Below are 26,492 nucleotides of genomic sequence, written 5' to 3'. Positions count from 1 at the left end.
GTCAGCCGCCGGCCAGCACTGCGGGCGCAGCACCTGCGGGCGCCGCCGCGGCGATCTCGCCGAGCTTCACCGGCTGCACGGTCGCGGCGGCGGGATCGGGCCGCACGAAGTCGTACTTTTGCACGCTCGCCACGCCCTGCGCCGAGACGCCACTCACCAGCAGGTCCGCGCCCGTCGTCGTGCTGGTGGTCGCGACCCGCGCGCCGCCGGTCCCCTCGAACGGCGTGAATGACGCGATCTCGCGGAACTCGGCATGATGATGCGCCGCCGGATCGTGCAGGTACATCGCGGGGCCGCCGTCGAGTGCGGAGCCGCTGGAATAGATCTTCACCTGTCCCGCGTCGGCGAGCTGGCCGACGACGATGCGCTTGGCGCCGCCCAGGGTGCCGGCCAGCCAGCCGGTGGCGAGCGACACGCCGCCGCGATACTCGTCGCCGAACGGCTTAAGCGTCGCGGTCGTGTCGGGGCGCGGCGGCGCTGCGTCGGCGGCGCCGATCTGCCTCAGCAGCGGGAAGACGAAGACCTTCACCTCGGCGGCGCTGCCCGAGCCCGGCGCGGAGACGATGCTGTTACGGCCGGTGCCGAAGTCGACGAAGCCGGTCGCGAGGCTGACGCCCGACGAATCGCCGGCGTGCGGTGCGAACGAGGTGTAGAGCGGCGGCGCGGTGCCGGGCTTGGGCAGCTTCGTGCCGTAGATCCTGATCTCACTGGCGATGCCGGGGCCGGAGCCGACGATGATGTTGTCGGAGGTCGTGCCGTCGATCTGCGCCGCCGCGACGCTGACGCCGCCGCGCGCGTCGCCGCCGAACGCCTGGAAGCGCGCCAGCTCGGTCGAGAAGGCGGGTTTGCCGGCGTGCGCTTTGCCGTAATAAGCGGCCACCATCGGCGCGTGGTCCTTGCCCGCGCCGACCACCAGGTCGTAAACGCCGTCGCCGTCCAGATCGCCTATCGCGACGCTGACGGTGCCTTCGTAGCCCGGGAAGGGCGTGACGGTGGCGATGAGCTTGTCGCCGTTGGCGTCGAGCACGCGCACCGTCGTCGGCTTGCCGCCGCCGCCCGGCACCACGACCGCATAGGACGAGACAGCGGGGATCACGTTGACCAGCGCCATTAGCCCGTTGTCCTCGTGGTTGAGGCGATGGCAGTGCATCACGTAGAGGCCGATGAAATCGTCGAAGCGCGTGCGCATCGCCATGTAGCCGGCCTGGATGACGGTCTCGTCCGGCATCATGACCGGTGCCGGCACATTGGCATTGTCGACGAAGAACTTGTCGGGGCCGGTGCGCAGTCCGACCGTCGGGTCGAAATACTCGGTCACCTGGAAGTCGTTGACGTGCACGTGGATCGGGTGCTCGTCGTTGTTGTGGTTGAGGAACTGCCATTCCTCGATCGAGCCCAGCCGCGCCTGGATCAGCGGCATGTTGGGGAAGGCCGCGCCATCGAAGGCGTAGGTAAACGACTTGGCGTCGGACTTGGTCACCAGGTCGTTCAGGAAACCGCCCCTGATCATGATCTTGCGCGTGACGTCGGGCTTTGCCTTCGACAGGTCGGCGAACGGAGTCTGGCCCTTGAGCGCCAGGCCCTTCGGGAACGGCACCGTTACGCCTGCGGATGAGCCCTGTGGCGCCGTCGCGCGCGCCAGGACCTGGGTGGGGAACACGAAGAAGCCGTCGGCATAGCTCACCGCCGAGGGCAGCACGCTCAGGCTGCCCAGCACCGCCGGCGGGTTATCGGTGCCGTCGTTGGTATAGACGACGCCCGGCATCACCATCGTGCGCGCACCGCCGCCGCGTTCGGGCATTTCGAGGATCAGGTCGCCCCTGGCCGGTATGGTGACGGCGATGGCGAAGCGGGAGGCCGGCGGGATCAGCAAGCGCGTGCCGTTGTCGGTCGGCGGATACTCGACGGCGCCGTAGGGCTCGCCGTCCTGACCGACGATGGCGATCGGCGGATGCCGGCCGGTCGCCGTCTCGGTGAGCTGTACGTTGAGATAGGCGATGTCGCTCACGTTGGAGAGGACCCAGATTTCGGTCTGGCCGGGCTTGCTCTTGATGACCGGCTGGAACTGGCCGTTCACCGTGAACTGCATGTCGCGCTTGTCGTCGGGCAGGGTGAGGTCGGCCGGGATGTCCTTGTCGGTCTGCCCGTTGGCCGCGGTGAAGCGCATCATGTTGCTGGGGATGTACTGGAAGGCGCCGCGCCGGTTGTTGATCGAGAGCGGGCCGGCATACCAGATGGTCGCGTACTTCGTGCCCTTGGCGGTCTCGAGGAAGTTCACCGGCGCGAGCAGCGGGCGATACGTTCCCTTGGCGAGTTCGTCGCCCTTGGGCGGATCGATCGTGCTGACGAATTGCGGCCAGTAGGGGTTGTTGAGCTGCGCGCTGCCGCCCGCGCGGTCGAACACGTAATTGTACTGCAGCATCATGTTGCGGATCGGGATGCGCTTCTCGGTGACGACCGGCAGGTTGCCGTCGAGACGCCCGATCGCCAGCAGGCCGACCATGCCGAAATAGACATGGGCGGTCGTCAGCATGTGCAGGTGGCTGTGATACCAGTACGCGCCCTGCGGATGGCCCTTCGGAATGTCGTAGGTGTAGGTGGTCGCGGTGCCGGCCGGCATGTGCAGCATCACATTGTCGGCGTTGCCCTTGGGGCTGACATGCAGGCCGTGCGTGTGCAGGTTGAGCGGCGAGTTGACGAGCGGCTCGGGATAGAGCGGCACCGTCTGGTTCACGCCCGTATAGGCCGGATTGTAGAAGTCGCGGATCGTGAGGCCGCCCAGCCCATTCTCGAAATGGACGATCAGGCGCTCGCCGGGAAACACCTGCAGCGTCGGCGCGGGATAGAGGTTCTTGCCCGACTTCTGTCCGTTCGAGGCGGTGCCGCGAATGAGTTCGTAGTCGAGGAGCACGAAGTTCTTCACCGGCCGGGCGACCGTGTCGAGCTTCACCTCTCCCTGGCGCGCGGAGAGCCGGACTTCGAGAACGCCGTCCTTCGAGACGAGAACGACCGGTTCGCGCAGCTCGGCGCGTGGCGCGACGGGCTTCGATGGTTGGGACTGCGGCTGCGCGACGGCCGGCTGGCTTGCACTCCCCAGCATGGACGCGGCAGCGGTGGCGCCGACCAGAAGGCCGCGCCGTGGCAGATCCTGCATGAAATTCTCCCCCAGACCGGCGCGGATGCTAGGTCGGAAGACCCGCGCGAGCAACGCGCGCGGCGGGGGAGAGGAGCGAGTTTCCTACGCCGCCTGGACGAGCCGTGGCGGCGTTTTCTTGCCTCTCACTTCGGCCTCCTCGTACTCGGCCGCTTCGATCGCCCGGTCGAGGGCGGCGCGCAGGGCCTTGGCCGAGTCGAGGGTGATCTCGACGCCGGCACGGGCGCTGGCGTCGAGGTGTTCGTTGAAGAAGTCGAGGGTGATGACGTCGCCCAGCGGCGCATGCCGCGCGTGGTCGTAGGCGACCACGGCTTGCGTGAGCGGAAACCACTCGTCCCCGCGCTTGGCCATGCCTTCGGCCTCGGTGATCTCGACGATCGAGGTGCACATGGGTGCGGTCCTACTTCGCCAGATGCTTGCCGAAGAACGCCCAGACCTTGGCCCAGCCATCCATCGCCTGGTCGATCCGGTAGAGCGGCCGGTGCCAGTAGAAGAAGCCGTGGCCGGCGCCGTCGTAGCGGTGGAACTCGTAGTTCTTGCCGAGCTTCTTCAACTCGGCCTCGTGCTGGTCGACCTGTTCGGGGCTGGGCGCGCGGTCGTCGTTGCCGAAGATGCCGAGCAGCGGGCAGGAGAGGTCCTTGGTCATGTCGATCGGCGCGACCGGCGTCTTGGCGTTGAGCTCTTCCTTGCCCATCACCACGCGGCCGCCCCACAGGTCGACGCAGGCATCGACGTCCTTCTTCTGGCAGGCGTAGATGTAGGCGTGCCGGCCGCCCGAGCAGGAGCCGATGATGCCGACCTTGCCGTTGCATTCGGGCTGGGCGCGCAGCCACTTCACCGCGGCCTCGGTGTCGCCGACCATCTGGGCATCGGCGATGCCGCCCTCGGCGCGCACCTTGGCCGCGACGTCGTCGGGATTGTTCTGGCCACCCTCGCGTTCATAGAGGTTGTGGCAGATCGCATAGTAGCCGGCGTGCGCGAAGCGGCGCGTCGTCTCCATGTAGAAGTCGTCCCAGCCGGGCAGGTGATGGACCAGCACGACGCCGGGGAAGGGACCCTTGCCCTCCGGCTTGGCCACGTAGGCCGTGATCGAAGCGCCCTTGTCGCCCTTCAGGGTGACGTTCGAGCAGGTCATGCCACGGTAGAACGACATCGGCTTTCCTTCCCTTCAATGCTGCGTGCAGGCCCCGATCTTGGCACGCGCACCTTTGCCCGCGCTAGGCGGAGGAAGGGGAGAAACTATCAATGGAGCGCGCAACTCCAGTTGCGCTCATACGTCGTTGATCTGCGAATCTTGAGCGCCACTGGGGTGGCGCGCTCCAGTTACGCCGTCGTCGCCTGGAGCGTCTTGGCCTCGACGTTGTACGGCGGCTTTGCAAGTTCCTTCGGCGAGAGCGTGAAGAACTCGACGCCGGTCTCGGTGATGCCGACCGAATGCTCGAACTGCGCCGAGAGCTGCTTGTCGCGCGTGATTGCGGTCCAGCCGTCGCTCAGGATCTTCACCTGCCAGGTCCCGGCGTTCACCATCGGCTCGACGGTGAAGAACATGCCGGGCTTCAGCACCGGGCCGGTGCCCTTCTTGCCGTAGTGCAGGATGTTCGGCGCATCGTGGAAGATGCGGCCGAGCCCGTGGCCCGAGAAGTCGCGCACGACCGAGTAGCGCTGCGCCTCGACATAGGACTGGATGGCAAAGCCGATGTCGCCGACATGGCCACCGGGCTTGGCGGCGGCGATGCCGCGCATCATCGCCTCGTAGGTGACGTCGCAGAGGCGCCTGGCCTTGATGCTGACGTCACCCGCGAAATACATGCGGCTGGTGTCGCCGTACCAGCCGTCGAGGATCACGGTCACGTCGATGTTGACGATGTCGCCGTTCGCCAGCCGCTTGTCCGACGGGATGCCGTGGCAGACGACGTAGTTGATCGAGGTGCAGATCGACTTCGGGAAGCCGCGATAGTTCAGCGGCGCCGGGATCGCCTTGTGATCGAGGATGAAGTCGTGACAGAGCGTGTTCAGCTGGTCGGTGGTGACGCCCGGCTGGACATAGGGCGTGATGAAGTCGAGCGTCTCGGCGGCCAGCCGGCCGGCCTTGCGCATGCCCTCGAAGCCTTCGGCACCGTGCAGCTTGATGGTGCGCTCGTCGCGGCGCCAATAGTCGGCGCTGTCGTCGACGGCATCACGTTGATTTGTCATGCCGCATATTTGGCATGCGATACCGGCGGTAACAAGGCCGGGACGGCGGCTTGGCCCATGGCCCAGCGTCCGCTAGGGTCCTGAAACCAAACGAAAATTAAGCAGGCACCGCATGTCAGACCCGGCAAAAATCGTCACAGCCTGCATCCTCGTGATCGGCAACGAGATCCTGAGCGGTCGTACCCGCGATTCCAACATCCAGTATCTCGCCACCGAACTGGGCAAGCTCGGCGTCCGGGTCATGGAAGCCCGCGTCATTCCTGACGTCGAGGCGACCGTCGTATCCACGCTGAACGAGGTGCGCGCCAAGTTCGATTACGTCTTCACCACCGGCGGCATCGGCCCGACCCACGACGACATCACGGCGGACTGCATCGCCAAGGCATTCGGCGTCGGCATCTCCGAGCATCCCGAGGCGGTGGCGCGGATGACCCGGCACTACGGCGACCCGGCCCTGTTCACGCCGGCGCGCCGGCGCATGGCGCGTGTGCCGCACGGCGGCGTGCTGGTCGACAATCCCGTGTCGGTGGCGCCCGGCTTCCAGATGGAGAACGTCTTCACCTTCGCGGGCATCCCCAAGGTCGCCGAGGCGATGTTCCAGTCGATGAAGCACCGGCTGGTCGGCGGCGTCCCGGTCGTCTCACGCACCGTGCGCACCAACCTGCCCGAGGGCATCATCGCCGAACCGCTGGGCGCGCTGCAGAAGCGCTACGAGGATCTCGACATCGGCTCGTACCCCGCCTTCCGCAACGGCAAGCCCAGCGTCTCGCTGGTCCTGCGCGGCACGGATGATGCACGGCTGGCGGTGGCCGCCGTCGAGCTGATGGAAACGATCCGCGGCATGAACGGCGAGGCCGAGGAGTTTGTGACCTGACGCGATCGATCCATTGAAAGCGCTCGCCCGACACATCGCGGCGTGGCCGTTGCTGATCGCCATCACCGTGCCGGTGACGGCGTTGATGCTGTGGCTTCATGCACCGGCCGCGCTGATGCTGGGGCCGCTCCTGTCCGGCATCCTGTTCGCCTCGGGCGGCGGCAAGGTGAACTATCCAGTGCCGATCTTCGCCGTGGCGCAGGGCGTCGTCGGCAGCATGATCGCCAAGATGGTACCGCTCTCGATCATGGGCGACATCCTCGGCCACTGGGCGTTGTTCTCGTTCGGCGTCGTCGCGGTGATCGCGGCGAGCACCTGGGTCGGCTGGCAGATGACGCGCTGGGAGATGCTGCCCGGCACAACGGCGCTGTGGGGCGTTAGCCCCGGCGCGGCCTCGGTGATGACCTACATGTCGGAGGACTACGGCGCCGACATGCGCGTGGTGGCCTTCATGCAGTATCTGCGCGTCGTCATGGTCGCAGGCGCCGCAGCGGCGGTGGCGCGCTTCTTCGGCGGCAGTGCGGCCCATGCGCCGAATGCCATCGAATGGTTCCCCGAGGTCGCCTGGCTGCCGCTGGTCGAGACGGTGGCGCTGGCCGTCGTGGGATCGTGGCTCGCGCGCCGGCTGAACATTCCGGCCGGCGCCTTCCTGGTGCCGATGATGGGCGGCATCGTGCTCAATCATCTCGGCTGGCTGCGGCTCGAACTGCCGACCTGGCTGCTGGCCGGCTGCTACGCGCTGGTCGGCTGGAACGTCGGCCTGCGCTTCACGCGCGCGCTGCTGTTCCATGTGCTGCGCCAGCTTCCGGGCATACTGCTCTGCATCTTCGCCATGCTGATCCTGTGCGGCGGCGTCGCGGCCTTCATGGTCTTCGCCGCCGGCATCGATCCGCTGACGGCCTATCTCGCCACCAGCCCGGGCGGCGCCGATTCGATCGCCATCATCGCGGCTTCGACCAACGTCGATGTCTCCTTCGTGATGGCCATGCAGACCGTGCGCTTTCTCGCCGTGCTGCTGGTGGCGCCGTTTCTCACCAGGATCATCGCGGAGCGGATTGGCGGCCTCGGCAAGGGCTGACGACGGCGGCGGCGCTGGTCTAGGATTGCGTCGCAATGACAGATGGCGTGGAACTCGACCGGCGGGAGCGCCGCGCGGAAAAGCGGCGTAGCGAGATCGTCGCCGTCGCCCGGCGGATGTTCCTCGCCAGCCCCTACAGCCAGGTGAGCGTCGAGGCGATCGCCGCGAGCGCCGAGCTCTCCAAGGTCACGGTCTACAGCTATTTCGAGTCCAAGCTCGACATCTACTGCGCCATCCTGGTGGCCGACGCACAGCTCCTGGTCGATGCCTTTCGTGCGGCCTACGACCCGGCGCGCGATCTGCGCACCAACCTGCGCAAGCTGGCGCGGGCCTATGCGACCTTCCTCGAAAGCCACGCCGAGTATTTCCAGCGCTTCTCCTGGTACTACCTGCCCGGCCGCGAGGAGCGGCTGCCGGGCCAGTTCGGCGCCCTGATCGGCGAGAAGTTCTCCGAATCGCAGTCGATCATCGAGCAGTGCCTGGCCCACGCTGCCAACCAGGGCGAGATCCCGAAGCGCGACTTCAAGCCGATGGCGGGCGCGATCTATGCCCAGTGGCTGGGGCTCGCCTATCTGCGCATCGCCAACAGCCCCGAGAGCGGCCGCTCGACCATCGACCACAAGCGCATCGCCGAACAGGCGTTGGACCTGATGCTGCGCGGGCTCGTGGCGGGAGACTAGACCGCGCGGCAGTCAGGTCGGGAACGGCCGTCCGTGCGCGAGGTCGATCAGCGCGCGTGTCATCGGATGGTCGGCTTCGGCGAGTTGCTCGACGACCGAATAGTGATGGTCGCCCGCGCTCTGCAGTACCCGCACCGGATGGCCGCGCGAGACGCACTTGTCGCGGAAGGCGAGCGTCTGGCGGACATAGCCCGCGGTCTCGTCGGCGCCGACCGCCAGCACCAGCGGCATCAGGCTGTCGAGCGGTGGATTGCTGGCAGGGGAGATGTAGAGGACCATGTCCTCGTCGAGCCCGAGGTCGGCGTAGCGCGGATGGTGGCGGTGCGGCTCCATGTCGTAAGAGCCGCTGATCAGCAGGGCGCTGTCGACCGGCGAATAGCGCAGGCCCATCGCCTCGAAATTCCAGGCGAGCGCCATGGCGGCGAGCTGCGCGCCCGACGAGTGGCCGGCCACGACCAGCCGGCGCGTGCCTTCGGGATTGAGGTTGCGCACCACCCAGGCGATGGCCTCGCGCGCCTGGTCCATCATCTGCGGCACGGTGACCTCGGGATGCAGGTCGAAGCCCGGAATCACCACGGTCGCGCCCGTCTTGGTGAGCGGCGGGGCGAGGAAGGCAAAGCCTTCCTTGGACTGGTACCGCCAGGCGCCGCCGTGGAAGAACATCACGATCGGCCCGTCCTTGTGGGCGCCGCTGCTGGCGCCCGGCGGATCGTAGATGTCGAGCGTCTGCCGCGGGCCCGCGCCGTAGCGCAGGTCGCGCGCGCCGGGATGCGTGGTGCGGATCGGCACGCTGCGCGCGACGCGACGCCTTGTGAAGCGCTCGCCGTCGGGCACGGCGACCCGCATGTCATATTGCTGGCGGACTTCGGCGGCGGTGAGGCCGCGCCAGACGATGGGGTCGTTCACGGTGCTCGCCGCCTTGGCGTGCTCGCGGGTCTTCTGGTCGCTCATGTGCCGGACACCACTTCGCCCTTGGCGTCGTAGACGGCAAAGCCGTCGGCCTGCGTCTTGCCGCCATTGGCGTAATCCACCACCCGGTCGGGCGAGCAATGGATGCCCAGCATGTTGAGCACCGTCGGGCCGGGATTGCGGAAGGCGTGCGGGATGCCGGGCGGCAGGGCCACCATGTCGCCGGTCTTGAGATGCTGCGCCTGGTCCTCGCGGCCCTCCTGCCAGACGACGCTCTCGCCCTCCAGCACGAACAGCACCTCGACATAGGGATGCGAATGCAGCGCCGTCGAATAGCCGGGCTGGCAGGTCTGCACGCCGGTCACCAGCGGCACGTCACCGCCTGCCACGAGGCGGCGATAGAAGGCCGTCGGGCCGAAGCTCACTTCCTTGGCTTCCGAAAGGCGTGCGACGACGGGCTCCGTGTTGCTCATCGGACTGTCTCCTCCAGGGAATTCGTGTTGATGCGGCCGAGCAAGCCGGCTTTTTCGAGTGCAGCTTCGATGGCGTCGCGCTCGGCTTGCGAGACCGGCAGCCAGGGCAGGCGAACCGCCGCCGAGGGAAAGCGGCCCTGCAGGACCAGCGCTTCCTTCATGCGCGTGAACATGTCGAGGATCGGGCTTTTGTAGAAGCAGGCGTTGAGATCGTAGAGCCGGTCGCTGATGGTCCGCGCCGTCAAAAGGTCGTTCTTCTGCACCGCATTCCACAGCGCCACGTGATCGGCGGCGAAGACGCTGCCCGCGCCCGACAGCATGCCGTTGCAGCCCAGCACCAGCGAACTCAGCAGCCAGGCACTGTGCGTCGTCAGCACATGCACTGGACGCTTCATCGACTGCATGGTGCGGATGGTCTGCTCGTGCATCACCGGATGGTTGCAGCGGTCCTTGATCGCCCGCACCGACGGCACGGTCTCGACCAGCTTCACCAGCGTGTCGAGCGAATGGCCCTGGCCGGTACTCATCTCGTACTGGAAGACCAGCAGCGGCAGGTCGGTCGCGTCGGCGATCGCCTGATAGTGCGCGATCACCATTTCGGGCCGGGCCTGCGAACCGCGCGCGAACTGGCTGGGCGGAAACACCAGCAGGCAGGAGGCGCCGGCGCGATCGGCCTCGCGTGCCTTCACGGCGGCGTCGCGACCGCCCTCGGCCACGATCCCGTGCATCAGCGGCACGCGGTCGCCGACCTCGTCGGCCATGATGTCAATGATGCGCGCATGCTCGTCGGCCGTGAGCGCATTGCCTTCCTGCGCCACGCCGCCCACCAGGATCGAGCTGATCCCTTCGGTCGCGGCGATGTCGCCGATGTGCCGGCGGAGCGTGGGCTCGTCGATCTCGAGATCCGGGGTGAACGGCAGCAGCGCGGCCGGCACGACGCCGACCGGTTCGTAATTGGGGAAGGGACGGGCCATCAGTCGGGCTTGATGCCGTTGGCGCGGATCAGCGCGCCCCAGCGTTCGGCCTCGGCATCGATGAAGGCCTTTGCCTGGGCCGGCGTGTTGCCGACCGGCGCGGCGCCGAGCTTCAGCAGCTCGGCATGCATCTCCGGCGTCTTCACCATGCGGGCGATTTCGGCCGCGAGCTTGTCGAGGATGGCGGGCGGCGTGCCGGTCGGCGCCACGATCGCGTACCAGGAGCTCGAATCGAAGCCGGTGATGCCCAGCTCGTCGAGCGTCGGCACGTCGGGCAGCAGCTCCGAGCGCTGCGTCGTGGTGACGGCCAGCGCACGCAGCTTGCCGCTCTGGATCAGCGGCGCGGCCGAGGGCACCACGTCGAGGATCATGTCGACCTGGCCCGAGACCGTATCGGCGAGCGCCGGCGCGCTGCCCTTGTAGGGCACGTGCAGCACGTCGATGCCGACCTTGCCCTTGAACAGCTCGGCGACGAGGTGCTGGAAGTTGCCGTTGCCGGAAGAGGCGTAGGTCATCTTGCCGGGCTTTGACTTCGCGAGCGCAATCAGCTCCTGCAGGTTCTTTGCCGGCACGCTCGGATGCACGGCGAGCACGCCCGGCGTGTTGGCCACGACGCTGATGGGCACGAAGTCGGTGGCGGGCTTGTAGGGCAGGTTGTCGTAGAGGCTCTGGTTGATGGTCAGCGAAGACGGCGAGCCGGTGAACAGCGTGTAGCCGTCGGGCGCGGACTTCGCGACGATCTCCGCGCCGATGGCAGCACCTGCGCCGGGCTTGTTGTCGACCACGACCGGCTGCTTGAACGCTTCGCCGAGATGCTTGGCGACCAGTCGGCCCACGATGTCGGTGGCGCCGCCGGGCGGGAAGGGGATGACCAGCCGGATCGGCTTGTTGGGATAAGTGTCGGCGGATTGCGCCCGGAGGGGACCGGCGGAGAGGAGCGCCGAGGCGGTGGCCATGCCGGCGGCGGTGAAACGCCTTCTGCCCAGGACAAACGCTGATCCGGCCATGCGACCCCCAAGAGTTGTAACTTTACGATATTGGGAATTCGTTCACTGTTCAAGAGACCACAATTATCAGGATTTTTGTGTCGATTGGCAGCGCCCACGACGGGAATCCGTGTGGATCGGACATGGCAAGGCCGCCCCGCCGTCTTGATGGTACGGCGCGATCCCGCTCGGTATCCCCGGTCTCCCGGACGCCTTCTCAGTTCTGCTGGCTGCGGCCCACGGTGACGATGCGGCCGTCCGACATCAGCACGACGATGCTGCTGGATTCGATGCCGAAATCGACATGGAGCAGCGGCCGCTTGGCGGCGCGCAGCGCGTTCCACGAGTCGCGGTCGAAGCTGTCGGCCACCGTCGTTGTGAAATCGCCGAGCTTGAGGTCGGGGTCGGCGTGGCCCTCCGGCCATTCGGGCAGGCTCGCGGTCGTATCATCGAGCATGAAGCGGATGCTGCTCAGCGCCCTCGTCATGTCCGCCCGGGTCGCGAGACTGGTGTTGTAGATCTCGACGATGAAGCCTTGCGACGGCACGCTGTAGACCGGACGGCCGTCGGGCGCGCGGATCACCAGCGCGGTCGCGGCGTTGTAGCAGTCGGTGCCGTCGGAGAAGACGTCGACGCGATAGCCGGCGCCGGCCGCCGTCCACGGCAGGCTGTTGGACGTGGAGCAATCGCCCTTGGTGCGTCCCGCCGCGACCTGCGCGGCATGATTGGCCGGCCGCTTCGGGATCTCCTGTTCGCGCAGCCGCTGCACCAGCCAGGGCTGCAGCGCCTTCTTCATGGCCGCCGTGTTCGCCATCTTCGCGAGCGCAGGGATGCCAGCGACCGGCTTGATCTCGAGCGCAATCGGCGCGTTGCCCGGCTGGACCTTGTTGGGCTGCTCGCGCATCGCCTCGCCACCCGGTCGTCGCGCCACGAACAGCACCACGGCATCGGCGCAGGTCGGCCCGCGCACGATCGCGTCGCCGAAATAGCCCGGCCCAGCCTTGTCCCACGGAACGCTGACGCGCGTGTTGCAGTCGGCGGCATGGGCAATGCCGCCCCACAGGATCAGCATCGCTGCGAGGAAAATCGATCGAACAGTCATCGTCGGCCGCAGTCTAGCGGCTAGGCCTTTACCGCGCGATGTACCGTGGTGACGCGCGTTACCAACAGCTTGTCGATGCGGCGGCCGTCCATGTCCAAAACCTCGAAACGCCAGCCGCCGACGTCGACCGTGTCGCCTTCCTTGGGCAGGCGACGCATCGCCGCCAGGACCATGCCGGCCGCGGTGTGGAAGTCGGCGGTCTTCTTCGCCGTGATGCCCAGCATCTCGACGAGTTCGTCGGCCGGCATGCTACCCGCGACCAGCCATGAGCCGTCGTCGCGCTCCGTCGCTTCCGGTTCGACCGGCCCCTCGTCGGTCTCGAAGGCGCCCACGATAGCTTCGAGGATGTCGGCTGTCGTGACGATACCCAGAAGCTCGCCGTATTCGTCCTGCACGAGGACCATGTGCGCCGGCGAGTTTTTAAGCGTGTCGAGCACATCGAACGCGTTCATGGAATCGGGGACGATGGGCGCGGGTCTCACATGGGCGCGCGGATCGGCGGCCCCGTCGCGGATGAAGGCATCCAGCAGATCGTTCTTGCGGACGATGCCGGCGATGTGGTTCGCGGCCGGATCCCAGGCGGGAAGCCGGGAATGGACGCTCGACTGGAGCGTTTGCAGCAAGGCCGCTGGCTCGAGCGAGAGATCAACGAGATCGAGTTCGTGGCGCGGCGTCATCACGGCGCGCGCCGGCCGGTCGCCCAGCCGCATGACGCCGCTGATCATGCCGCGTTCGCGCGGCTCGATGGCGCCCGAGGATTCGCCGTCGGCGATCAGCGCCTTGATCTCCTCGGCGGTTACCGAGGAGTCGCCGCCCTGCCGTCCGCCCAGCAGACCGAGGATCGTCTTGCCCGAGATGTCGAGCACCCACACGAGCGGTGCGGAGATGCGGGCCAGCATCGTCATGCCGGGCGCGATCGTCGCGGCGACCGCCTCGGCATTGCGCAGCGCGATCTGCTTCGGGACGAGCTCGCCGATGATCAGCGAAAGATAGGTGATGAGCGCGACGACGCCGCCATAGGCCAGCGGCTCGGCGAAACGCAGGGGCATGCCGGTATCGACCAGCACCGAGGTGAGACGCGCGCCTAGGGTGGCGCCGGAGAAGGCGCCGGCCAGGATGCCGACCAGCGTGATGCCGATCTGCACGGTCGAGAGGAAGCGGCCGGGATCCTCGGCCAGCCGCATCGCCGCGGCCGCGCCGCGCGAACCGCCATCGGCCATGGCCTTCAGCCGGCCCCGGCGCGCCGAGACGACGGCCAGTTCCGACATTGCGAGAATTCCATTGATGAAGATGAGAGCGACGGCGATCAGAAGCTCGATATAGACCATCGCCTCAGTCTATCTGCGCTTGGCGACGGAACGAAGGCGGGGGCGGGCGTGGGTTTTGCAGGGAGACGCACGAAATATCCCCGTAAAACCCCTTCCTCGAAAATCGTGTACCTTTATCCCCATGACCGCTTTGCATGACATGACCGCCGGCGAAATGCTCGCCGCCTACAAATCCAAGTCGCTGTCGCCCGTCGAGGCGACCGATGCCGTGATTGCCCACATAGAAGCCTGGGAGCCGAAGCTGAAGGCGCTGTACGCGCCCGACTTCGAGGGCGCGCGGAAGGCCGCCAAGGCTTCGGAGGCGCGCTGGCAGAAGGGAGCGCCGCAGGGCGCGCTCGACGGCGTGCCGATCACGATCAAGGAGAACATCGCCACCAAGGGCGTGCCGGTGCCGCTGGGCACGGCGGCGACCGAGCTGGTGCCCGCCGCAGCGGATGCGCCAGCCTCGGCTCGCGTGCGCGAAGCGGGGGCGGTGATCCTCGCCAAGACGACGATGCCCGATTACGGCATGCTCTCGTCGGGCCGCAGCTCCTTCCATCCGCTGACGCGCAATCCGTGGAACCTCGACTGGAATCCCGGCGGCTCCAGCGCCGGTGCGGGCGCGGCGGCGGCGGCGGGCTACGGTCCGCTGCATCTCGGCACCGACATCGGCGGCTCGGTCCGCCTGCCGGCGAGCTGGAATGGCATCTTCACCCTGAAGCCCAGCCTCGGCCGCATCGCCGTCGATCCGCCGTTCTTCGGCCGCGCGATCGGGCCGATGACGCGCACCGTCGCGGACGCTGCGCTGCTGATGGGCGAGCTGTCGAAGCCCGACGCGCGCGATCACATGAACCTGCCGCCGGCCGACATCGACTGGAACGCCGCACCGCTCTCGCCCAAGGGGCTGAAGATCGGCCTGCATCTCGACGCGGGCTCGGGCCTGCCGGTCGATCATGAAGTGAAGGAGGCCATCGAGGCCGCCGCGAAGCTGTTCGCCGACGCAGGCGCGCATATCGAGCCGGTGGCGCCGTTCCTGTCGCCCGAGATGCTGCACCTGCAGGACCTGTTCTGGCGCGTGCGGAGCTGGGTCGATTTCTCCGCGCTATCTCATGCGAAGCAGGCGAAGGTGCTGCCGTTCATCGCCGACTGGTGCCGCGGCGGCGCCGACGTCTCGGGCGCCCAGGTGATCCGAGGCGTGAACAACTACATGGCCATCCGGTCCGCGACGACGCGCGCCACACAGCCGTTCGACTTCGTGCTGTCGCCGGTCGCGCCAGTGCCCACCTATCGCGCCGACTGGGAGACGCCGACCAACGACGTGAACCGGCCGCTGGAGCACATCTCCTTCACCATGCCCTACAACATGAGCGAACAGCCGGCCGCCTCGATCAACTGCGCCTACACGAAGGAGGGCAAGCCGATCGGCCTCCAGATCGCCGGCCATCGCTTCGACGATTCCGGCGTGGTGCGCCTGTCGCGCTGGTTCGAAAGCGTGCGCGGGGCGCAGAAGAAGTGGCCCGAGCCGCCGAAGTAAGGCAGGCCAACGCCATGGACTACGACGTCATCGTGGTCGGCTCCGGTGCGGCCGGCCTGTCGGCCGCCCTCGCCGCGGCGCATGGCGGCGCGCGCGTGATCGTGCTGGAGAAGTCGCGCTGGCTGGGCGGCACCACGGCGATGTCGGGCGCCGGCACCTGGGTGCCGGGCAACCATCACATGAAGGCCGCGGGCATCGAGGATTCGCCCGAGGAGACGATGCGCTACATCAAGGGCGCGGCGCCGCCCGGATGGGAGGAGAGCGAGCACGAGCTGTGGCAGGTACTGGCGGAACAGTCCGCGCCGATGCTGCGCTTCCTCGAGGACGAGACGCCGCTGCGCTTCGAGCTGGTCAATCATCCCGATCCCTATTCCGATCTGCCCGGCGGCAAGCCGTTCGGCCGCATGGTCTCGACCACGCCGATCAGCAAGTTCCTGCTCGGCCGCTGGTGGAACCGGGTGCGGGCGTCGGTGAAGACACAGCTCTTCACCTATCGCGAGCTGGTCGATGGCGTGCTCAAAAACCCGGTGCGCGGCGCGCTCGGCATGGCGCCGACCTTGTTGTGGCGCCTGCTCACGGCGCGGGTCGGGGCGGGCAATGCGCTGGTCGTCGGACTGGTGCGCGGCTGCCTCGACAAGGGCTGCCGCATCGAACTCGAAGCGCCGGTCCATCGGCTGGTGATGGACGGCGACGCGGTGGCGGGCGTCGAGGCCACGGTCGACGGCAAGCGGCAGATCATCCGCGCGGCGCGCGGCGTCGTGCTGGCGACCGGCGGGTTCGACTGGAACCGCGATCTCATGGAAAAGCATTTCCCCGGCATCGATCTCACCGGCGCGCCCGATACCAATACCGGCGACGGGCAGGTGATGGCGGCCGAAGTCGGCGCCGAATTGGCGCACATGGACCAGGCGCTGATCTCGCCCGCGACCTTCACGACCTACGAAGGCCGCCGCCATGCCCAGCCGCTGCTGGAAACCTACGCGCCGCATGTGATCCTGGTGAACCGCGATGCCCAGCGTTTCGTGAGCGAAGGCAGCCCGGCGCTCGGCGTCGCGGTCGACGAGCGTGGACCCGATGGCCGTCATCTGCATCTGCCGGCATGGCGCATCTTCGACGCGCGCTACGCCAAGTCGATGACGCTCTCCATGCACTTCGGCTCGAAGGAGAAGGGGTTCATCCGCAAGGCCGACACGATCGAAGCGCTCGCCGGGCAGATCGGCCTCGATCCCGCGGCGTTGCGCGCCACGGTCGACCGCTTCAACGGCTGGTCGAAGGAAGGCGTCGATCGCGATTTCCATCGCGGTGAGACGGTATGGGAGCGCTTCTATACCAAGAACCGCGCGCTCGGCACGGTCGAGCAGGGGCCGTTCTATGCCGCGCCCTTCCTCTACGTGAGCCTCGGCACCAAGGGCGGTCCGCGCACCGACCGGCACTGCCGCGTGCTGAGGCCCGATCGCAGCGTGATCGGCGGGCTCTATTGCGCGGGGATCGCGATGGCCAGTCCGATCGGCACCAAGTCGGTGGGCGCCGGCACGACCATCGGTCCCTGCCTCACCTTCGGCTACGTCGCCGGCCGGGAGATCGCGAGGCGCAATGTCTGATCGGCCTCTTGGAATCTTGATGCTCGACACGCGGTTCCCGCGGATCGTGGGCGATGTCGGGAATACGGCATCGTACGACTTCCCGGTGATTCTCCGGACGATGGAAGGCATCGGCTCGGCCGACGCCGTCGCGGCGCATCCCGACCGGCCGCGCGTGCTGGCGGCGTTGAAGGCGAATGCCGAGGCGCTGGCGGCGGAAGGCGCGGTCGGGCTCGGCACGAGCTGCGGGTTCCTGGCGCTGTATCAGGACGATCTCGCGAAGGTGTCGCCAGTGCCGGTGGCGACCTCGGCACTGCTGCACATCAAGGAGCTGAAGGGCCGCAAGGCGGGGGTGATCACGGCGTCGGCCGAGAACCTGACGCCGGCGCATCTCGCGGCGGTCGGCGCACCGGTCGATACGCCGGTCGTGGGATTGCCCGAGGACAGTTCCTTCGCCGGCACCTTCCTGCGCAACGGGCTGACGCTCGATCGCGAGACGGTGGAGCGCGAGGTGGTTGCGGCGGGGCGCGATCTTTTAGCCCGTCACCCCGAGGTCGATACGCTGGTGCTCGAATGCACCAACCTGCCGCCGTACAAGGCCGCACTGGAAAAGGCGCTGGGCCTTCCCGTGCTCGACGTGCTCGATCTCCTGAACGACTTCTACGTCAGCCTGGGAAGGCGAGCTTCGGCAGGACCATGACCGACCACGGCCAGACCGTGATGATGGCGACGGCCGCGACCAGCAGGAAGAAGAAGGGCAGCGAGGCCTTGGCGACGTACATGCTGTCCTTGCCGCTCATCGCCTGAAGCACGAACAGGTTGAAGCCGACCGGCGGCGAGACTTCCGCCATCTCGATCACCAGCACCATGAAGATGCCGAACCAGACGAGATCGAAGCCCGCGGCCTTGATCATGGGCAGCACGATCGACGTCGTGAGCAGGATCATCGAGATGCCGTCGAGCGCGGTGCCGAGCACGATGTACATGACGGTGAGCACGGCGATCAGCATGAACGGGCTGAGGCCGAGGCTGTTCACCCAGGCCGCGAGCGCCAGCGGCACGCCGGTATAGCCCATGGCCACGGCCATGAACGATGCGCCCGCCAGGATCAGCATGATCATGCAGGTAAGGCGCACCGTGCCCATGACGCTCTCCCAGAACGATTTCCAGGTGAGCATGCGTGACCACAGCGAGATGGCGAGCGAGCCCATCACGCCCCACGCCGCGCACTCGGTCGCTGTCGCCCAGCCGAAGATCAGCGAGGCGAAGACCAGCAGGATCAGCAAGGTGCAGGGAATGAGGTTGGCCGATTCCTTCAGGCGTTCCTTGAAGGTGAGGTGCTTCAGGTCGTCGGGCGGCGTCTTGTCGGGATTCCTGAGCGACCAGACGATGATGTAGCCCGAGTAGAGCGCCATCACGATCAGGCCGGGGATGAAGCCCGCGAGGAAGACCTGGATGATCGAGACTTCGGCCGCCACCGCGTAGACCACCATGGTGATCGAGGGCGGGATGAGGATGCCGAGCGTGCCGGCGCCGGCCAGCGAGCCGAGGCTCATCTCCTCGTCGTAGCCGCGCTTCTTCAGTTCCGGCAGCGCGATCTTGGCGATGGTGGCGCAGGTCGCCGCTGACGAGCCCGAGACCGAGCCGAAGATGCCGCAGCCCAGCACGTTCACGTGCATCAGGCGGCCCGGCAGCCATCCAACCCACGGCGCGAGACCTCTGAACATCTCTTCCGACAGCTTTGTTCGGAACAGGATCTCGCCCATCCAGATGAACAGCGGCAGCGCCGCCAGGGTCCACGAGTTCGCGCCGCCCCAGGTCGTGGTGGCGAGGATCTGGCCTGCCGTCATCTTGCCGGCCAGCAGCAGGGAGACCCAGCCGCACGCCATCAGCGACATCGCGATCCACACGCCGGCACCGAGCAGCAGGGCAAGCACACCCAGCAGCAGCAGGCCCATCTCCAGCAGGTCCATCGTCAGACTCCGCTCTCGGCCGCGCGTTCGATGATCTCGTCCGCCGTCTTCGGCGGATCGCGCATGTAGCAGGGCTTGTTGCCTAAAAGCACGCGCACGAATTCGTCGGCGAAGGCGACCAGCAGCAGGACCACGCCGACGGCCAGTGCCGATTGCGGGATCCAGATCGGGATCGCGATCACGCCTTGCGCGTATTCAGCGAAGCGCCAGGAATCCCAGACCATCTTGGTGAGGAACCAGGCGAACAGCGCGAGGAACGCGCCGCCAGTGAACAGCGCGACGAGTTCCACGAGGCGCCGCCGTGAGCCCTCGAAGCGGTCGACCACCAGGGTGACGCGGATCAGGTCACCCTGCTTGAAGGTATGTGCGAGACCGAGGAAGCACATGGCGGCGCAGAGCCATCCGGAGATCTCGTCGCCGCCCTTCAGGTTGATGCCGAACTCGCGGCCGACCGACATCAGCATCATGACGACGCAGATGGCGATCAGCATCAGCCCGGCGAGAGCGCCGCAGACCCAGTAGAGAGCGTCGAGAAAGCGGCGCAAGATCGACTACTGCTTCTTGTAGGCGTCTACGAGCTGCTGGCCCTCGGCGCCGGCCTTGGCCAGCCAGTCCTTGGTGAGCTGCTCGCCGAACTTCTTGAGGTCGGCCATGAGCTGGGGCGAGGGCTCCAGCGTCTTCATGCCCTTGGCCTTCAGCTGGTCGGTGTACCAGTTGGTCTTCTCCTCGCAGAGCTTCCAGCCGCGCACTTCCGCCTCGGCCGCCGCCTTGAGCAGCGCGTCCTGCTGGGCCTTGTCGAGCTTCCCGAAGGCTTCCTTGTTCACGAAGATCATGTTCTTCGGCAGCCAGGCCTTGGTGTCGTAGAAGTGGTCGAGCGACTCCCAGACCTTGCTGTCGTAGCCGGTCGAGCCCGAGGAGATGAACGAGTTGGCGACGCCGGTCGCCAGCGCCTGCGGCAGGTCGGCGGCCTGGATCGTGACGGGCACCATGCCGGCCAGTTCGGCTAGGCGCGTCGTGCCGACATTGTAGGCGCGGAACTTCAGGCCCTTGAGGTCGGCGGCCGAGTTCACGTCCTTCTTGGTGTAGAGGCCCTGCGGCGGCCACGGCACGGCGAACAGCAGCATCATGCCCTGCGCATCGAGCTTCTTCTCGATGAACGGCTTCTGCGCCTTCCACAGCTTCATCGCCTCGGGATAGGAGGAGGCGAGGAACGGCACGACGTCGGCGCCGAACAGTGCGTTCTCGTTCTCGAGGTTCGACATCAGCAGCTCGCCCATCTGGGCCTGGCCCGACTGAACGGCTCGCTTGATCTCGGGCACCTTGAACAGCGAGGCGTTGGAATGGACCGTGATCGCGAGCTTGCCGTCGGTCGCCTTCTTCACATCGTCCGCGAACGTCTGGATGTTCTCGGTGTGATAGTTGGTGGCCGGATAGCCGGTCGGCATGTCCCACTTGGTCTGGGCCAGAACCGGCGTGGCGAGCAGCGTCGCGACGGTGGCGAGAAGAAGTCTGCGCTTCATGGATAAAGTCTCCCGGATGGTTGCGTGAAAGTCCCCTGGCCGGATCGTTACAACGACCTCAGCGGGGCAGCAAGCGACGGTAGAGCGGCTGCAGCAGCGTCGGGATGATGTAGATCGGAAACTGCACGGCGGCGATGAACAGGAAGATGTCGGGATCGGCCGTCGCCGGCAGCACCGCCATCAGCAGCGCATTGTGCCGCCCGCCCGAGCAGTACCCCACCGTGAAGGCGCTGCGCCGGTCGAGGAACGGCAGGGTCGCGACCGCCATCACCAGATTGCAAAGAAGCATCCCTCCGAAAGAGCCCGCGATGAAGCCCGCGAGCTTCACCGGTTCCGCCACGGCGCGGGCAACGACTCCATCCATCAACGGGATGGCGAAGACCATCAGCACCGCCACCGAGACACCATCAAGAGTCGTGCCAGCCTCGACGATGCGCGAGCCCAGCCAGCGCCGGATGACGAGCGCGCCGACCAGCGCGATCGCCACGATCATCGCCAGTCTCAAACTAAGGTCGAAGGCTCCGATCTTGAGGTCGAAGCCCAGCAGCCACAGCGCCAGCGGCGGCAGGGTGAAGGGCACCAGGAAGTTGGTGAACAGCGACAACAGCAGCGCGAGCGACGAATCGAGCCGCAGGAACGTGGCGGTGGTCGCAGCCGAGATGATGCCCGGCGCCATGGCGCTGAGGCAGAGCGCGGTGACGAGGCTCGGCCACAGGCCCAGCCCCTGCCAGATCGGCCACACGATCAACGGCACCGCGATCAGGTTGAGGACCGCCAGCAGCAGGGCGGGGCCGGGCCGGCGCAGCAGCGCGCTGAGGCGCACCCAGTCCATGCGCGCCAACGCCAGCATCAGCAGCACCACCACGAGCGGCAGCACCAATGGTCGCGCCGCGGCGGCCACGTCCTGGAACAGCAACCCGAGCAGGAGCGAGAAGGGCAGCAGCGTGGTGGCGTGCTTCCCCATGCGCTGCAGGACGGCGAGCGGATTCATTGAAGCCACCCTAGCACGTGCTAGCCTGCGGCCGATGAATACTCCCCCCGGCGTCTGGCTCGACGATCTCACCTCCCAGGAGGCCATGGCACGGTTCGACGGCAATGCCGTCGTCGTGATTCCCGTGGCCGCGTCCGGCGCGTCCGCCGCGGCGCATCTGCCACTCAAGACCGCGGTCACGATCGCCCGTGCCCTGGGGCAGAGGCTGGTCGATCGCCTGGCCGTTGTCGTGACGCCGGTCGTCGATGCCGATGGCTGTCTGCATCCTGAGACGCTGAGGCAAATCCTGCTGGACCGCGTCGACAGGCTGCGGTCGCAGGGTGCGCAACGGCTGGCGATCCTCGATGCGAGTCTTTCTCACGCGGCGGCATTCGACATATCGCGCGACGTGCCAGTGCTGCGTGCGAAGAAACGATCCGATGCCGATGAATACGGCACTTCCTGCATGCTTGCGCTCGATCCGCGGAGCGTGCGCATGGCGTTGCTCCCGGTCGGCTCGCGCGCGCAGGCCTTCGCGGGCGAGCGCATGTTGTCCGACGAGGTCGATGCCATCTTCGATGCACTCGTTACGAAATGGCCCGACATCGGCTGACGAAAATTTGCAGCATGCGGTAGCGTTTTCTCTGCCGTGCTGGCAAGAATGCGCGCCATGCCGCTGCACTGGACCGTCGACTCCAAAGACCGACTCGTGACCACGGTCGCCGATGGCGACGTGACGCGAGAGGATGTCGAAGCCTACATCAAGGCGATGAACGGCGCGGGCACGCTGCCTTACCGCAAGCTGTTCGACGGCAGCCGCGGCGAGACCAGCATGACGGCGGAGGACATGCTGGCCATCGGCGTGGGGATCCGCGAGCGCCATGCGAAGGGCGGCACCCCGGGTCCGCTCGCTGTCGTCATACCGCCGGACAAGGCCGAACTCGTGTCGCGCGTGCTGGGCATCCTTGCAACGGCCGACCGGCCGATGCGCGTCTTCTCCGAGGTCGAGCCCGCGCGCCGCTGGATCGCGAGCCAGGCGAAGTAGGCGACGCCGCGCGCCGGAATCGGCTATGGTCCCGGCTCACGCGAAAGCAGGAGTTTTCATGAAGTTGTTCGGACTGTCGGCCTTCGCTGCCGTGTCGCTGATCGGGTCGCTGGTCGCCACCACAGCCGGTGCGCAGACCGCCATCCAGGCGGGCGAATGGGAGACGACGGAGAAGACCACGATGGAAGGCGTTCAGCCGATGCCGCCCACGTCGAAGAAGGTCTGCCTCAAGGCCGACGAGGCCCAGCTCGAGCGCCTGCTCTTCCCGACGCCCGACGAGATCAAGCAACATGGCTGCAAGTACGAACCGGCCGCGGCCAAGGCCGGCATCCTCGCCGCGACGCTGACTTGCCCGCCGAACGACCAGATGCCGGGCGTCACGGCCAAGGCCGAGATCACCTACACCCAGACCAGCTACCAGGGCCTGGGCCAGCTCGAAGCGGCCGACAAGTCTGGCACGACGGTCAAGGGCAAGAGCGAACTGAGCGGCAAGCGCCTCGGCGACTGCCCGAAGTAAGGGATAAGCTGGCGGTATCTTAAGCCGGCATCCGCGCCAGGCCGCCGATCGAGCGGTCGTATTCGGCTTCGGGAACGCCGTAGAAGCCGTTGGCCGCGGCCTGCAGGCCGTCGCGGTCCACGATCTTGATCAGGCTGCGGCTCGAGCGGACCAGTCCGGCCCCTTCGAGCGCGTGCAGGGTCTCGGTGACGCCCTGGCGCCGTACGCCGAGCAGGGACGACAGGAACTCGTGAGTGATCACGAGATCGTCGCTGCTCAGCCGGTCGTGCCACATCAGCAGCCAGCGCGCGAGGCGCTCGTCGAGCCGGCCTCTTCCGTTGGCCAAAGCGGTCTGGCTGCCCTGCAGCAGGAAGACATGCACGTAGCGCAACAGCAGCGAGGTGAGGCGCGGGCTGCGCTGCATCACGGTCCGCAGATCGGCGGCGCCGATGCGCAGCGCGCTGCCCTTCGATTGCACGAGTGTCTCGTTGGCCGAGCTGTCGTCGCCCAGCACGACGCCGAGGCCCGTCATGCCTTCATGGCCGACCATGCCGACTTCGATGCGATGGTCGGGATGCGTCGTGCCGACGACCGAAATGAGTCCGCTCTCGATGAAGTAGATGTCGGCGATCGGCTGGCGCGGCGTTTCGAGCACCTGCTTCGCTTCGAGGTCGATCCGTTCGAGCGCGGGTCTCAGAAGGTCGAAATCTGCAGCCGGCAGAGTCGCCAGCAGGCGGTTGTGCACGTGCTCGGCTGCTCGGTTCACGTGCTTTCTCCATGCGAAGCACATGAACACTGATGCCAGGTCCCCACCCGGGCTTGGGTGACGGCAGGCAGTCGTCGGACGTTGCTCCCTGTCGAGCTTTACCAACGTGTTGCAGTGTCGTGTTGGTCTGTCCGATTACGGACACTGTTCCAGACAGTACGCTTTCATACTGAGGTGCGCGGCCACCTCAGGCAAAGGCGGGCATCACCTGTTCGCCGAAGCGACGCATCGAGGCCAGGTTCTGCGCGTGGCTCATCGCCCCGAAGCCGGTCTGGCAGAGGAGATGCTGCACGCCCACGTCACGCAGCTCCGCCACCTGTTCGCGCACGCGCTTGGCCGAGCCATAGAGCGAACCGGTGCGCAGCACGAAGGGCACAGCCTCGGAGTCGGGCACCTTGGGATCGGTCCAGGCGTTGAGGGTCGCGGGCTCGGGCTCGAAGTCGGCTGGATTGTGCGCCTCGCGCACATGCATCATGTGCGCGCGCGTTTCGACGAGCAGTTCCGCCAGCGCATCCTCGGCTTCCGCATCGGATTCCGCGACGTAGACGTTGCGCCAGAGCGCACTCTTGGCGAGCAGCCGCGCCTTGGTCGCGGCATCGTGGCCCCCTTCGTCGATGCCGGCGGCATAGGTCGCCCAGCGTTCCTTGATGCGCTCGACCGGCAGGCGCGCGGTCAGGATCGGGATGCCGAGCTTGCCACACTCCTTGAACGAGCCGGGCGAGATCACGCTGCGCCACAGCGGCGGACCGGGCTGCTGGACGGGCTTGGGCCGGATCGCGGGCACGTGCAGCTTGTGGAAGCGGCCGTCATAGTCGAGCGGCGATTCCGTCCAGGCGCGTTGCAGGATGTCGACCGTCTCTTCCATGCGCTCGCGGCTGTCGGTGCTGCGAAGCCCGTGGCCGACGAATTCGTACTCGTTGTAGGCGGTGCCCTTGCCGATGCCGACGTCGATGCGGCCCTTGCTGAGATTGTCGAGCAGCGCCAGCTGGACGGCCAGGCGCACCGGATGGTGGAAGGGGGTCTGCACCACGGCGAAGCCCAACCGCACCTTCTCCGTCTTCATCGCGAGCGCGGCCGCGAACATCAGCGAATCGCAGTAGACGCTTTCGCCGGTGAAATAGTGCTCGGTCAGCCAGACGTCGGAAAAGCCGAGCCGCTCCGCCTCGCAGGCTTGCGCCACGATCTGGTCGATGCGGGCGCCGTCTTCCTCGGGCGACGGTGACATTGCGAGGGTAAGCCAGCCAAACTGCATCGAACTCTCCGCGTGGTGCTTGCAGTTCTATAGCATGCTTGTCTTACTGTGGCGGTGCTACAGGTCCTGAAGAACACCCTACTCATCCTGGTCACCGTCGCGCTGTGCACGCTGGCGGCCGAGGGAATGGTGCGCTGGCTCGACACCGAGGCGCCGAGCGATGCGCTGAAGCATCTCGGCGAGATCCCGCTTGCCCCGGGCGTGCAGCGTGCCTGGTTCCCCGAGAATCCGCCGCCGCTTCCCAACCGCCGGCCCGCCACCAAGGAGGGCCTCGACCTGATCCGCCTGGTCGAGGAGAGCGGGGTGACCGAGGGCACACGCAAGTCCGACATGTTCAAGGTCTGGAACAGCGCCTTCATCGGCGGCGACCCCTGCCAGCACCCCTATCTCAAGGACGCGCCGGGCCGGATCTACGTCTACGACCCGCCGGATGGCGAACCCTATCCGCGCTTCCGCTTCCTGCCGGACACGACGACCCCGATCGGGCTGGTGACGAACGCCTACGGCTTCCGTGGCCCGCCGGTGCCCGTCACCCGCCAGCCCAGGACGATCCGCATCGCCTTCATCGGCGCCTCGACTACCGTCAGCTCGCACAACTTCCTCTATTCCTATCCCGAGCATGTCGGTTTCTGGCTCAACAAATGGGCGGCCGCGAAGAAGCTCGACCTCCGCTTCGAGGCGTTGAACGCCGGGCGCGAGAGCATCGCCTCGCCCGACATCGCGGCCATTATGAAAAACGAGGTGGCGCCGCTCGCGCCCGATCTCGTCGTCTATTACGAAGGCGCCAACCAGTTCGAGCTGAAGACGCTGGTGGCCGACCTACCGCCCAGGACCTCCGACCTGCCGATCATGGCGCGGCCCAAGCCCGGCCCGCTGGGGCAGATCCTGGAGGATCTGGGCTACACGTCGGCGCTGGCCCGCCGCCTGCAGGACCTGATCGCCCGGTTCGGCCCGCGGCCTGAGGGCGCCTCGACGGCACCCGGTGCGGACGGACGCGAATGGCCCAAGCCCGACTACAAGCTGGTCTGGCCCAAGGGCGTCGACGAGCGCGATCCCGACCTGACGAGCCAGGACCTGCCGGTGAACCTGCCGACGATCCTGGGCGATCTCGGCCGCATCGAGGCGACGACGGAGAAGATCGGCGCCGAACTCGCGGTGGCTTCGTACAAGTGGCTGGTGTGGGACGGCATGGTGCTCGATCCGCTGCGGCACCGGTTGATCCTGGAATATCTCAACTACGGCTACGCGCCGTTCCGCTACCGCGACCTCGAACGGCTGGCGATCTTCCAGAACCGCGTGCTGGAGAAGTTCGCCAAAGCGCACAAGATCGACTTCCTCGATGTCGCGCGGCTGATGCCGTCGGATCCCGATCTCTTTATCGACGCGATCCACGGCACGCCCGAGGGCGAGCGGCTGCGCGCCTGGATCGTGCTGCAGCTGCTGGTGCCGATCGTCGACCGGCATCTCGCGGACGGCACCTGGCCCCGCAAGAGCTTCCCCGCCGTGGCGCCGCCCGCGCCCTACACGCCGAGGGTCGTCACTTTCGACTGCCACAAGAAAGCGGGCTGAACGCATCCGCGGAATTGTTGCAGTCCACAGGAAGTAACCCTAGGGTGCGTCGTCACT

The 26,492-nt window shown here is 67.0% G+C and carries 26 protein-coding genes; 10 read left to right on the top strand and 16 right to left on the bottom strand.

Going from position 1 to position 26,492, the window contains the following annotated elements; genetic code table 11:
• Position 1: 1 nt before the first annotated feature.
• The 4 genes from AC1RP5_RS24225 to map form a co-directional block, all read right to left on the bottom strand.
• Entirely contained in the window at positions 2-3,154 is a 3,153-nt protein-coding gene (locus tag AC1RP5_RS24225; RefSeq protein ID WP_493114958.1) for a multicopper oxidase domain-containing protein, read from the bottom strand.
• Between the two features lie 84 nt (positions 3,155-3,238).
• The gene (locus AC1RP5_RS24220; RefSeq protein ID WP_493114956.1) at positions 3,239-3,544 is read right to left on the bottom strand and encodes a DUF6295 family protein; all 306 of its coding nucleotides are present in this window, start codon (positions 3,542-3,544) and stop codon (positions 3,239-3,241) included.
• Between the two features lie 10 nt (positions 3,545-3,554).
• A complete protein-coding gene (locus AC1RP5_RS24215) occupies positions 3,555-4,307 on the bottom strand; it encodes a dienelactone hydrolase family protein (protein WP_493114954.1) in 753 nt (250 codons plus the stop codon).
• Positions 4,308-4,477: 170 nt separating this feature from the next.
• Positions 4,478-5,347, bottom strand: coding sequence for a type I methionyl aminopeptidase (gene map / locus AC1RP5_RS24210; RefSeq protein ID WP_493114953.1), 870 nt, complete (start codon positions 5,345-5,347; stop codon positions 4,478-4,480).
• A gap of 112 nt (positions 5,348-5,459) precedes the next feature.
• Here map and AC1RP5_RS24205 point away from each other — a divergent pair, with 112 nt between their 5' ends.
• The 3 genes from AC1RP5_RS24205 to AC1RP5_RS24195 are packed head-to-tail and all read left to right on the top strand — an operon-like array spanning position 5,460 to position 7,979.
• Positions 5,460-6,221 carry a competence/damage-inducible protein A gene (locus AC1RP5_RS24205; RefSeq protein WP_493114951.1) on the top strand — a complete coding sequence of 254 codons (762 nt, stop codon included), beginning with the start codon at positions 5,460-5,462 and terminating at the stop codon, positions 6,219-6,221.
• A gap of 13 nt (positions 6,222-6,234) precedes the next feature.
• Positions 6,235-7,299, top strand: a complete 1,065-nt coding sequence (locus AC1RP5_RS24200) for an AbrB family transcriptional regulator (RefSeq protein ID WP_493114949.1) — start codon at positions 6,235-6,237, stop codon at positions 7,297-7,299.
• 35 nt (positions 7,300-7,334) lie between these two features.
• A complete protein-coding gene (locus tag AC1RP5_RS24195; protein WP_493114947.1) occupies positions 7,335-7,979 on the top strand; it encodes a TetR/AcrR family transcriptional regulator in 645 nt (214 codons plus the stop codon).
• Positions 7,980-7,991: 12 nt separating this feature from the next.
• Here AC1RP5_RS24195 and AC1RP5_RS24190 read toward each other — a convergent pair whose 3' ends face one another.
• The 6 genes from AC1RP5_RS24190 to AC1RP5_RS24165 all read right to left on the bottom strand — a co-directional run bounded on the left by AC1RP5_RS24190 (position 7,992) and on the right by AC1RP5_RS24165 (position 13,751).
• On the bottom strand, positions 7,992-8,930 hold the full coding sequence (locus AC1RP5_RS24190) for an alpha/beta hydrolase (RefSeq protein ID WP_493114945.1): 939 nt from the start codon (positions 8,928-8,930) through the stop codon (positions 7,992-7,994).
• A complete protein-coding gene (locus tag AC1RP5_RS24185; protein ID WP_493114943.1) occupies positions 8,927-9,361 on the bottom strand; it encodes a cupin domain-containing protein in 435 nt (144 codons plus the stop codon). The genes AC1RP5_RS24190 and AC1RP5_RS24185 overlap by 4 nt, the downstream gene beginning before the upstream one ends.
• Entirely contained in the window at positions 9,358-10,335 is a 978-nt protein-coding gene (locus AC1RP5_RS24180; RefSeq protein ID WP_493114942.1) for a dihydrodipicolinate synthase family protein, read from the bottom strand. Before AC1RP5_RS24180 ends, AC1RP5_RS24185 begins: the two co-directional genes overlap by 4 nt.
• Positions 10,335-11,342, bottom strand: a complete 1,008-nt coding sequence (locus tag AC1RP5_RS24175; RefSeq protein WP_493114941.1) for a Bug family tripartite tricarboxylate transporter substrate binding protein — start codon at positions 11,340-11,342, stop codon at positions 10,335-10,337. The genes AC1RP5_RS24180 and AC1RP5_RS24175 overlap by 1 nt, the downstream gene beginning before the upstream one ends.
• A gap of 196 nt (positions 11,343-11,538) precedes the next feature.
• Complete coding sequence (locus tag AC1RP5_RS24170) at positions 11,539-12,423, bottom strand: hypothetical protein (RefSeq protein ID WP_493114939.1); 885 nt, start codon at positions 12,421-12,423, stop codon at positions 11,539-11,541.
• Between the two features lie 20 nt (positions 12,424-12,443).
• A complete protein-coding gene (locus AC1RP5_RS24165) occupies positions 12,444-13,751 on the bottom strand; it encodes a hemolysin family protein (RefSeq protein WP_493114937.1) in 1,308 nt (435 codons plus the stop codon).
• A 121-nt stretch (positions 13,752-13,872) separates the two neighbouring features.
• Between AC1RP5_RS24165 and AC1RP5_RS24160 the strand changes: the two genes are divergently transcribed.
• From AC1RP5_RS24160 to AC1RP5_RS24150, 3 genes are read left to right on the top strand one after another with little or no spacing between them, the layout of a single operon-like run.
• The gene (locus AC1RP5_RS24160) at positions 13,873-15,264 is read left to right on the top strand and encodes an amidase (protein ID WP_493114936.1); all 1,392 of its coding nucleotides are present in this window, start codon (positions 13,873-13,875) and stop codon (positions 15,262-15,264) included.
• Positions 15,265-15,278: 14 nt separating this feature from the next.
• Entirely contained in the window at positions 15,279-16,865 is a 1,587-nt protein-coding gene (locus AC1RP5_RS24155; RefSeq protein ID WP_493114935.1) for an FAD-dependent oxidoreductase, read from the top strand.
• 19 nt (positions 16,866-16,884) lie between these two features.
• On the top strand, positions 16,885-17,544 hold the full coding sequence (locus AC1RP5_RS24150) for an aspartate/glutamate racemase family protein (protein WP_493114933.1): 660 nt from the start codon (positions 16,885-16,887) through the stop codon (positions 17,542-17,544).
• Here the strand turns inward: AC1RP5_RS24150 and AC1RP5_RS24145 are convergent.
• From AC1RP5_RS24145 to AC1RP5_RS24130, 4 genes are read right to left on the bottom strand one after another with little or no spacing between them, the layout of a single operon-like run.
• Positions 17,510-18,817 carry a TRAP transporter large permease gene (locus AC1RP5_RS24145; RefSeq protein ID WP_493114932.1) on the bottom strand — a complete coding sequence of 436 codons (1,308 nt, stop codon included), beginning with the start codon at positions 18,815-18,817 and terminating at the stop codon, positions 17,510-17,512. The two genes, AC1RP5_RS24150 and AC1RP5_RS24145, sit on opposite strands and share 35 nt — an antisense overlap.
• 2 nt (positions 18,818-18,819) lie before the next feature.
• A complete protein-coding gene (locus AC1RP5_RS24140; RefSeq protein ID WP_493114930.1) occupies positions 18,820-19,362 on the bottom strand; it encodes a TRAP transporter small permease in 543 nt (180 codons plus the stop codon).
• A gap of 6 nt (positions 19,363-19,368) precedes the next feature.
• Positions 19,369-20,337, bottom strand: coding sequence for a TRAP transporter substrate-binding protein (locus tag AC1RP5_RS24135; RefSeq protein WP_493114928.1), 969 nt, complete (start codon positions 20,335-20,337; stop codon positions 19,369-19,371).
• Positions 20,338-20,395: 58 nt separating this feature from the next.
• A complete protein-coding gene (locus AC1RP5_RS24130) occupies positions 20,396-21,328 on the bottom strand; it encodes a hypothetical protein (protein ID WP_493114927.1) in 933 nt (310 codons plus the stop codon).
• On the opposite strand from AC1RP5_RS24130, the gene AC1RP5_RS24125 reads away from it, so the two are divergent.
• The 3 genes from AC1RP5_RS24125 to AC1RP5_RS24115 are packed head-to-tail and all read left to right on the top strand — an operon-like array spanning position 21,300 to position 22,869.
• Positions 21,300-21,920 (top strand): creatininase family protein, encoded by a 621-nt coding sequence (locus AC1RP5_RS24125; RefSeq protein ID WP_493114925.1) that lies wholly within the window; start codon positions 21,300-21,302, stop codon positions 21,918-21,920. The genes AC1RP5_RS24130 and AC1RP5_RS24125 overlap by 29 nt on opposite strands.
• A gap of 57 nt (positions 21,921-21,977) precedes the next feature.
• A complete protein-coding gene (locus AC1RP5_RS24120; RefSeq protein ID WP_493114923.1) occupies positions 21,978-22,352 on the top strand; it encodes a hypothetical protein in 375 nt (124 codons plus the stop codon).
• A 58-nt stretch (positions 22,353-22,410) separates the two neighbouring features.
• Positions 22,411-22,869, top strand: coding sequence for a DUF3617 domain-containing protein (locus AC1RP5_RS24115; protein ID WP_493114921.1), 459 nt, complete (start codon positions 22,411-22,413; stop codon positions 22,867-22,869).
• Positions 22,870-22,888: 19 nt separating this feature from the next.
• On the opposite strand, the gene AC1RP5_RS24110 is transcribed toward AC1RP5_RS24115, so the two are convergent.
• Together AC1RP5_RS24110 and AC1RP5_RS24105 are read right to left on the bottom strand one after the other, a co-directional pair.
• Positions 22,889-23,614 (bottom strand): Crp/Fnr family transcriptional regulator, encoded by a 726-nt coding sequence (locus AC1RP5_RS24110; protein ID WP_493114919.1) that lies wholly within the window; start codon positions 23,612-23,614, stop codon positions 22,889-22,891.
• A 187-nt stretch (positions 23,615-23,801) separates the two neighbouring features.
• Positions 23,802-24,866 (bottom strand): LLM class flavin-dependent oxidoreductase, encoded by a 1,065-nt coding sequence (locus AC1RP5_RS24105; RefSeq protein WP_493114917.1) that lies wholly within the window; start codon positions 24,864-24,866, stop codon positions 23,802-23,804.
• 48 nt (positions 24,867-24,914) lie between these two features.
• On the opposite strand from AC1RP5_RS24105, the gene AC1RP5_RS24100 reads away from it, so the two are divergent.
• Complete coding sequence (locus AC1RP5_RS24100; RefSeq protein WP_493114916.1) at positions 24,915-26,435, top strand: SGNH/GDSL hydrolase family protein; 1,521 nt, start codon at positions 24,915-24,917, stop codon at positions 26,433-26,435.
• The last annotated feature ends 57 nt before the right edge of the window (positions 26,436-26,492 follow it).

It is taken from the genome of Reyranella sp. GW821-FHT12G01 (assembly GCF_058806575.1).
Note: the sequence above shows the minus strand (reverse complement) of the source record. Positions and strands in the feature narration are given on the sequence as shown.

What these genes read in the sequence shown, in the direction of transcription:
- AC1RP5_RS24225 (WP_493114958.1), bottom strand. Translation starts at nt 3,154, where the DNA reads ATGCAGGATCTGCCACGGCGCGGCCTTCTGGTCGGCGCCACCGCTGCC.
- AC1RP5_RS24220 (WP_493114956.1), bottom strand. Translation starts at nt 3,544, where the DNA reads ATGTGCACCTCGATCGTCGAGATCACCGAGGCCGAAGGCATGGCCAAG.
- AC1RP5_RS24215 (WP_493114954.1), bottom strand. Translation starts at nt 4,307, where the DNA reads ATGTCGTTCTACCGTGGCATGACCTGCTCGAACGTCACCCTGAAGGGC.
- map (WP_493114953.1), bottom strand. Translation starts at nt 5,347, where the DNA reads ATGACAAATCAACGTGATGCCGTCGACGACAGCGCCGACTATTGGCGC.
- AC1RP5_RS24205 (WP_493114951.1), top strand. Translation starts at nt 5,460, where the DNA reads ATGTCAGACCCGGCAAAAATCGTCACAGCCTGCATCCTCGTGATCGGC.
- AC1RP5_RS24195 (WP_493114947.1), top strand. Translation starts at nt 7,335, where the DNA reads ATGACAGATGGCGTGGAACTCGACCGGCGGGAGCGCCGCGCGGAAAAG.
- AC1RP5_RS24190 (WP_493114945.1), bottom strand. Translation starts at nt 8,930, where the DNA reads ATGAGCGACCAGAAGACCCGCGAGCACGCCAAGGCGGCGAGCACCGTG.
- AC1RP5_RS24185 (WP_493114943.1), bottom strand. Translation starts at nt 9,361, where the DNA reads ATGAGCAACACGGAGCCCGTCGTCGCACGCCTTTCGGAAGCCAAGGAA.
- AC1RP5_RS24180 (WP_493114942.1), bottom strand. Translation starts at nt 10,335, where the DNA reads ATGGCCCGTCCCTTCCCCAATTACGAACCGGTCGGCGTCGTGCCGGCC.
- AC1RP5_RS24175 (WP_493114941.1), bottom strand. Translation starts at nt 11,342, where the DNA reads ATGGCCGGATCAGCGTTTGTCCTGGGCAGAAGGCGTTTCACCGCCGCC.
- AC1RP5_RS24170 (WP_493114939.1), bottom strand. Translation starts at nt 12,423, where the DNA reads ATGACTGTTCGATCGATTTTCCTCGCAGCGATGCTGATCCTGTGGGGC.
- AC1RP5_RS24165 (WP_493114937.1), bottom strand. Translation starts at nt 13,751, where the DNA reads ATGGTCTATATCGAGCTTCTGATCGCCGTCGCTCTCATCTTCATCAAT.
- AC1RP5_RS24160 (WP_493114936.1), top strand. Translation starts at nt 13,873, where the DNA reads ATGACCGCTTTGCATGACATGACCGCCGGCGAAATGCTCGCCGCCTAC.
- AC1RP5_RS24155 (WP_493114935.1), top strand. Translation starts at nt 15,279, where the DNA reads ATGGACTACGACGTCATCGTGGTCGGCTCCGGTGCGGCCGGCCTGTCG.
- AC1RP5_RS24150 (WP_493114933.1), top strand. Translation starts at nt 16,885, where the DNA reads ATGCTCGACACGCGGTTCCCGCGGATCGTGGGCGATGTCGGGAATACG.
- AC1RP5_RS24145 (WP_493114932.1), bottom strand. Translation starts at nt 18,817, where the DNA reads ATGGACCTGCTGGAGATGGGCCTGCTGCTGCTGGGTGTGCTTGCCCTG.
- AC1RP5_RS24135 (WP_493114928.1), bottom strand. Translation starts at nt 20,337, where the DNA reads ATGAAGCGCAGACTTCTTCTCGCCACCGTCGCGACGCTGCTCGCCACG.
- AC1RP5_RS24125 (WP_493114925.1), top strand. Translation starts at nt 21,300, where the DNA reads ATGCGCTGCAGGACGGCGAGCGGATTCATTGAAGCCACCCTAGCACGT.
- AC1RP5_RS24130 (WP_493114927.1), bottom strand. Translation starts at nt 21,328, where the DNA reads ATGAATCCGCTCGCCGTCCTGCAGCGCATGGGGAAGCACGCCACCACG.
- AC1RP5_RS24120 (WP_493114923.1), top strand. Translation starts at nt 21,978, where the DNA reads ATGCCGCTGCACTGGACCGTCGACTCCAAAGACCGACTCGTGACCACG.
- AC1RP5_RS24115 (WP_493114921.1), top strand. Translation starts at nt 22,411, where the DNA reads ATGAAGTTGTTCGGACTGTCGGCCTTCGCTGCCGTGTCGCTGATCGGG.
- AC1RP5_RS24105 (WP_493114917.1), bottom strand. Translation starts at nt 24,866, where the DNA reads ATGCAGTTTGGCTGGCTTACCCTCGCAATGTCACCGTCGCCCGAGGAA.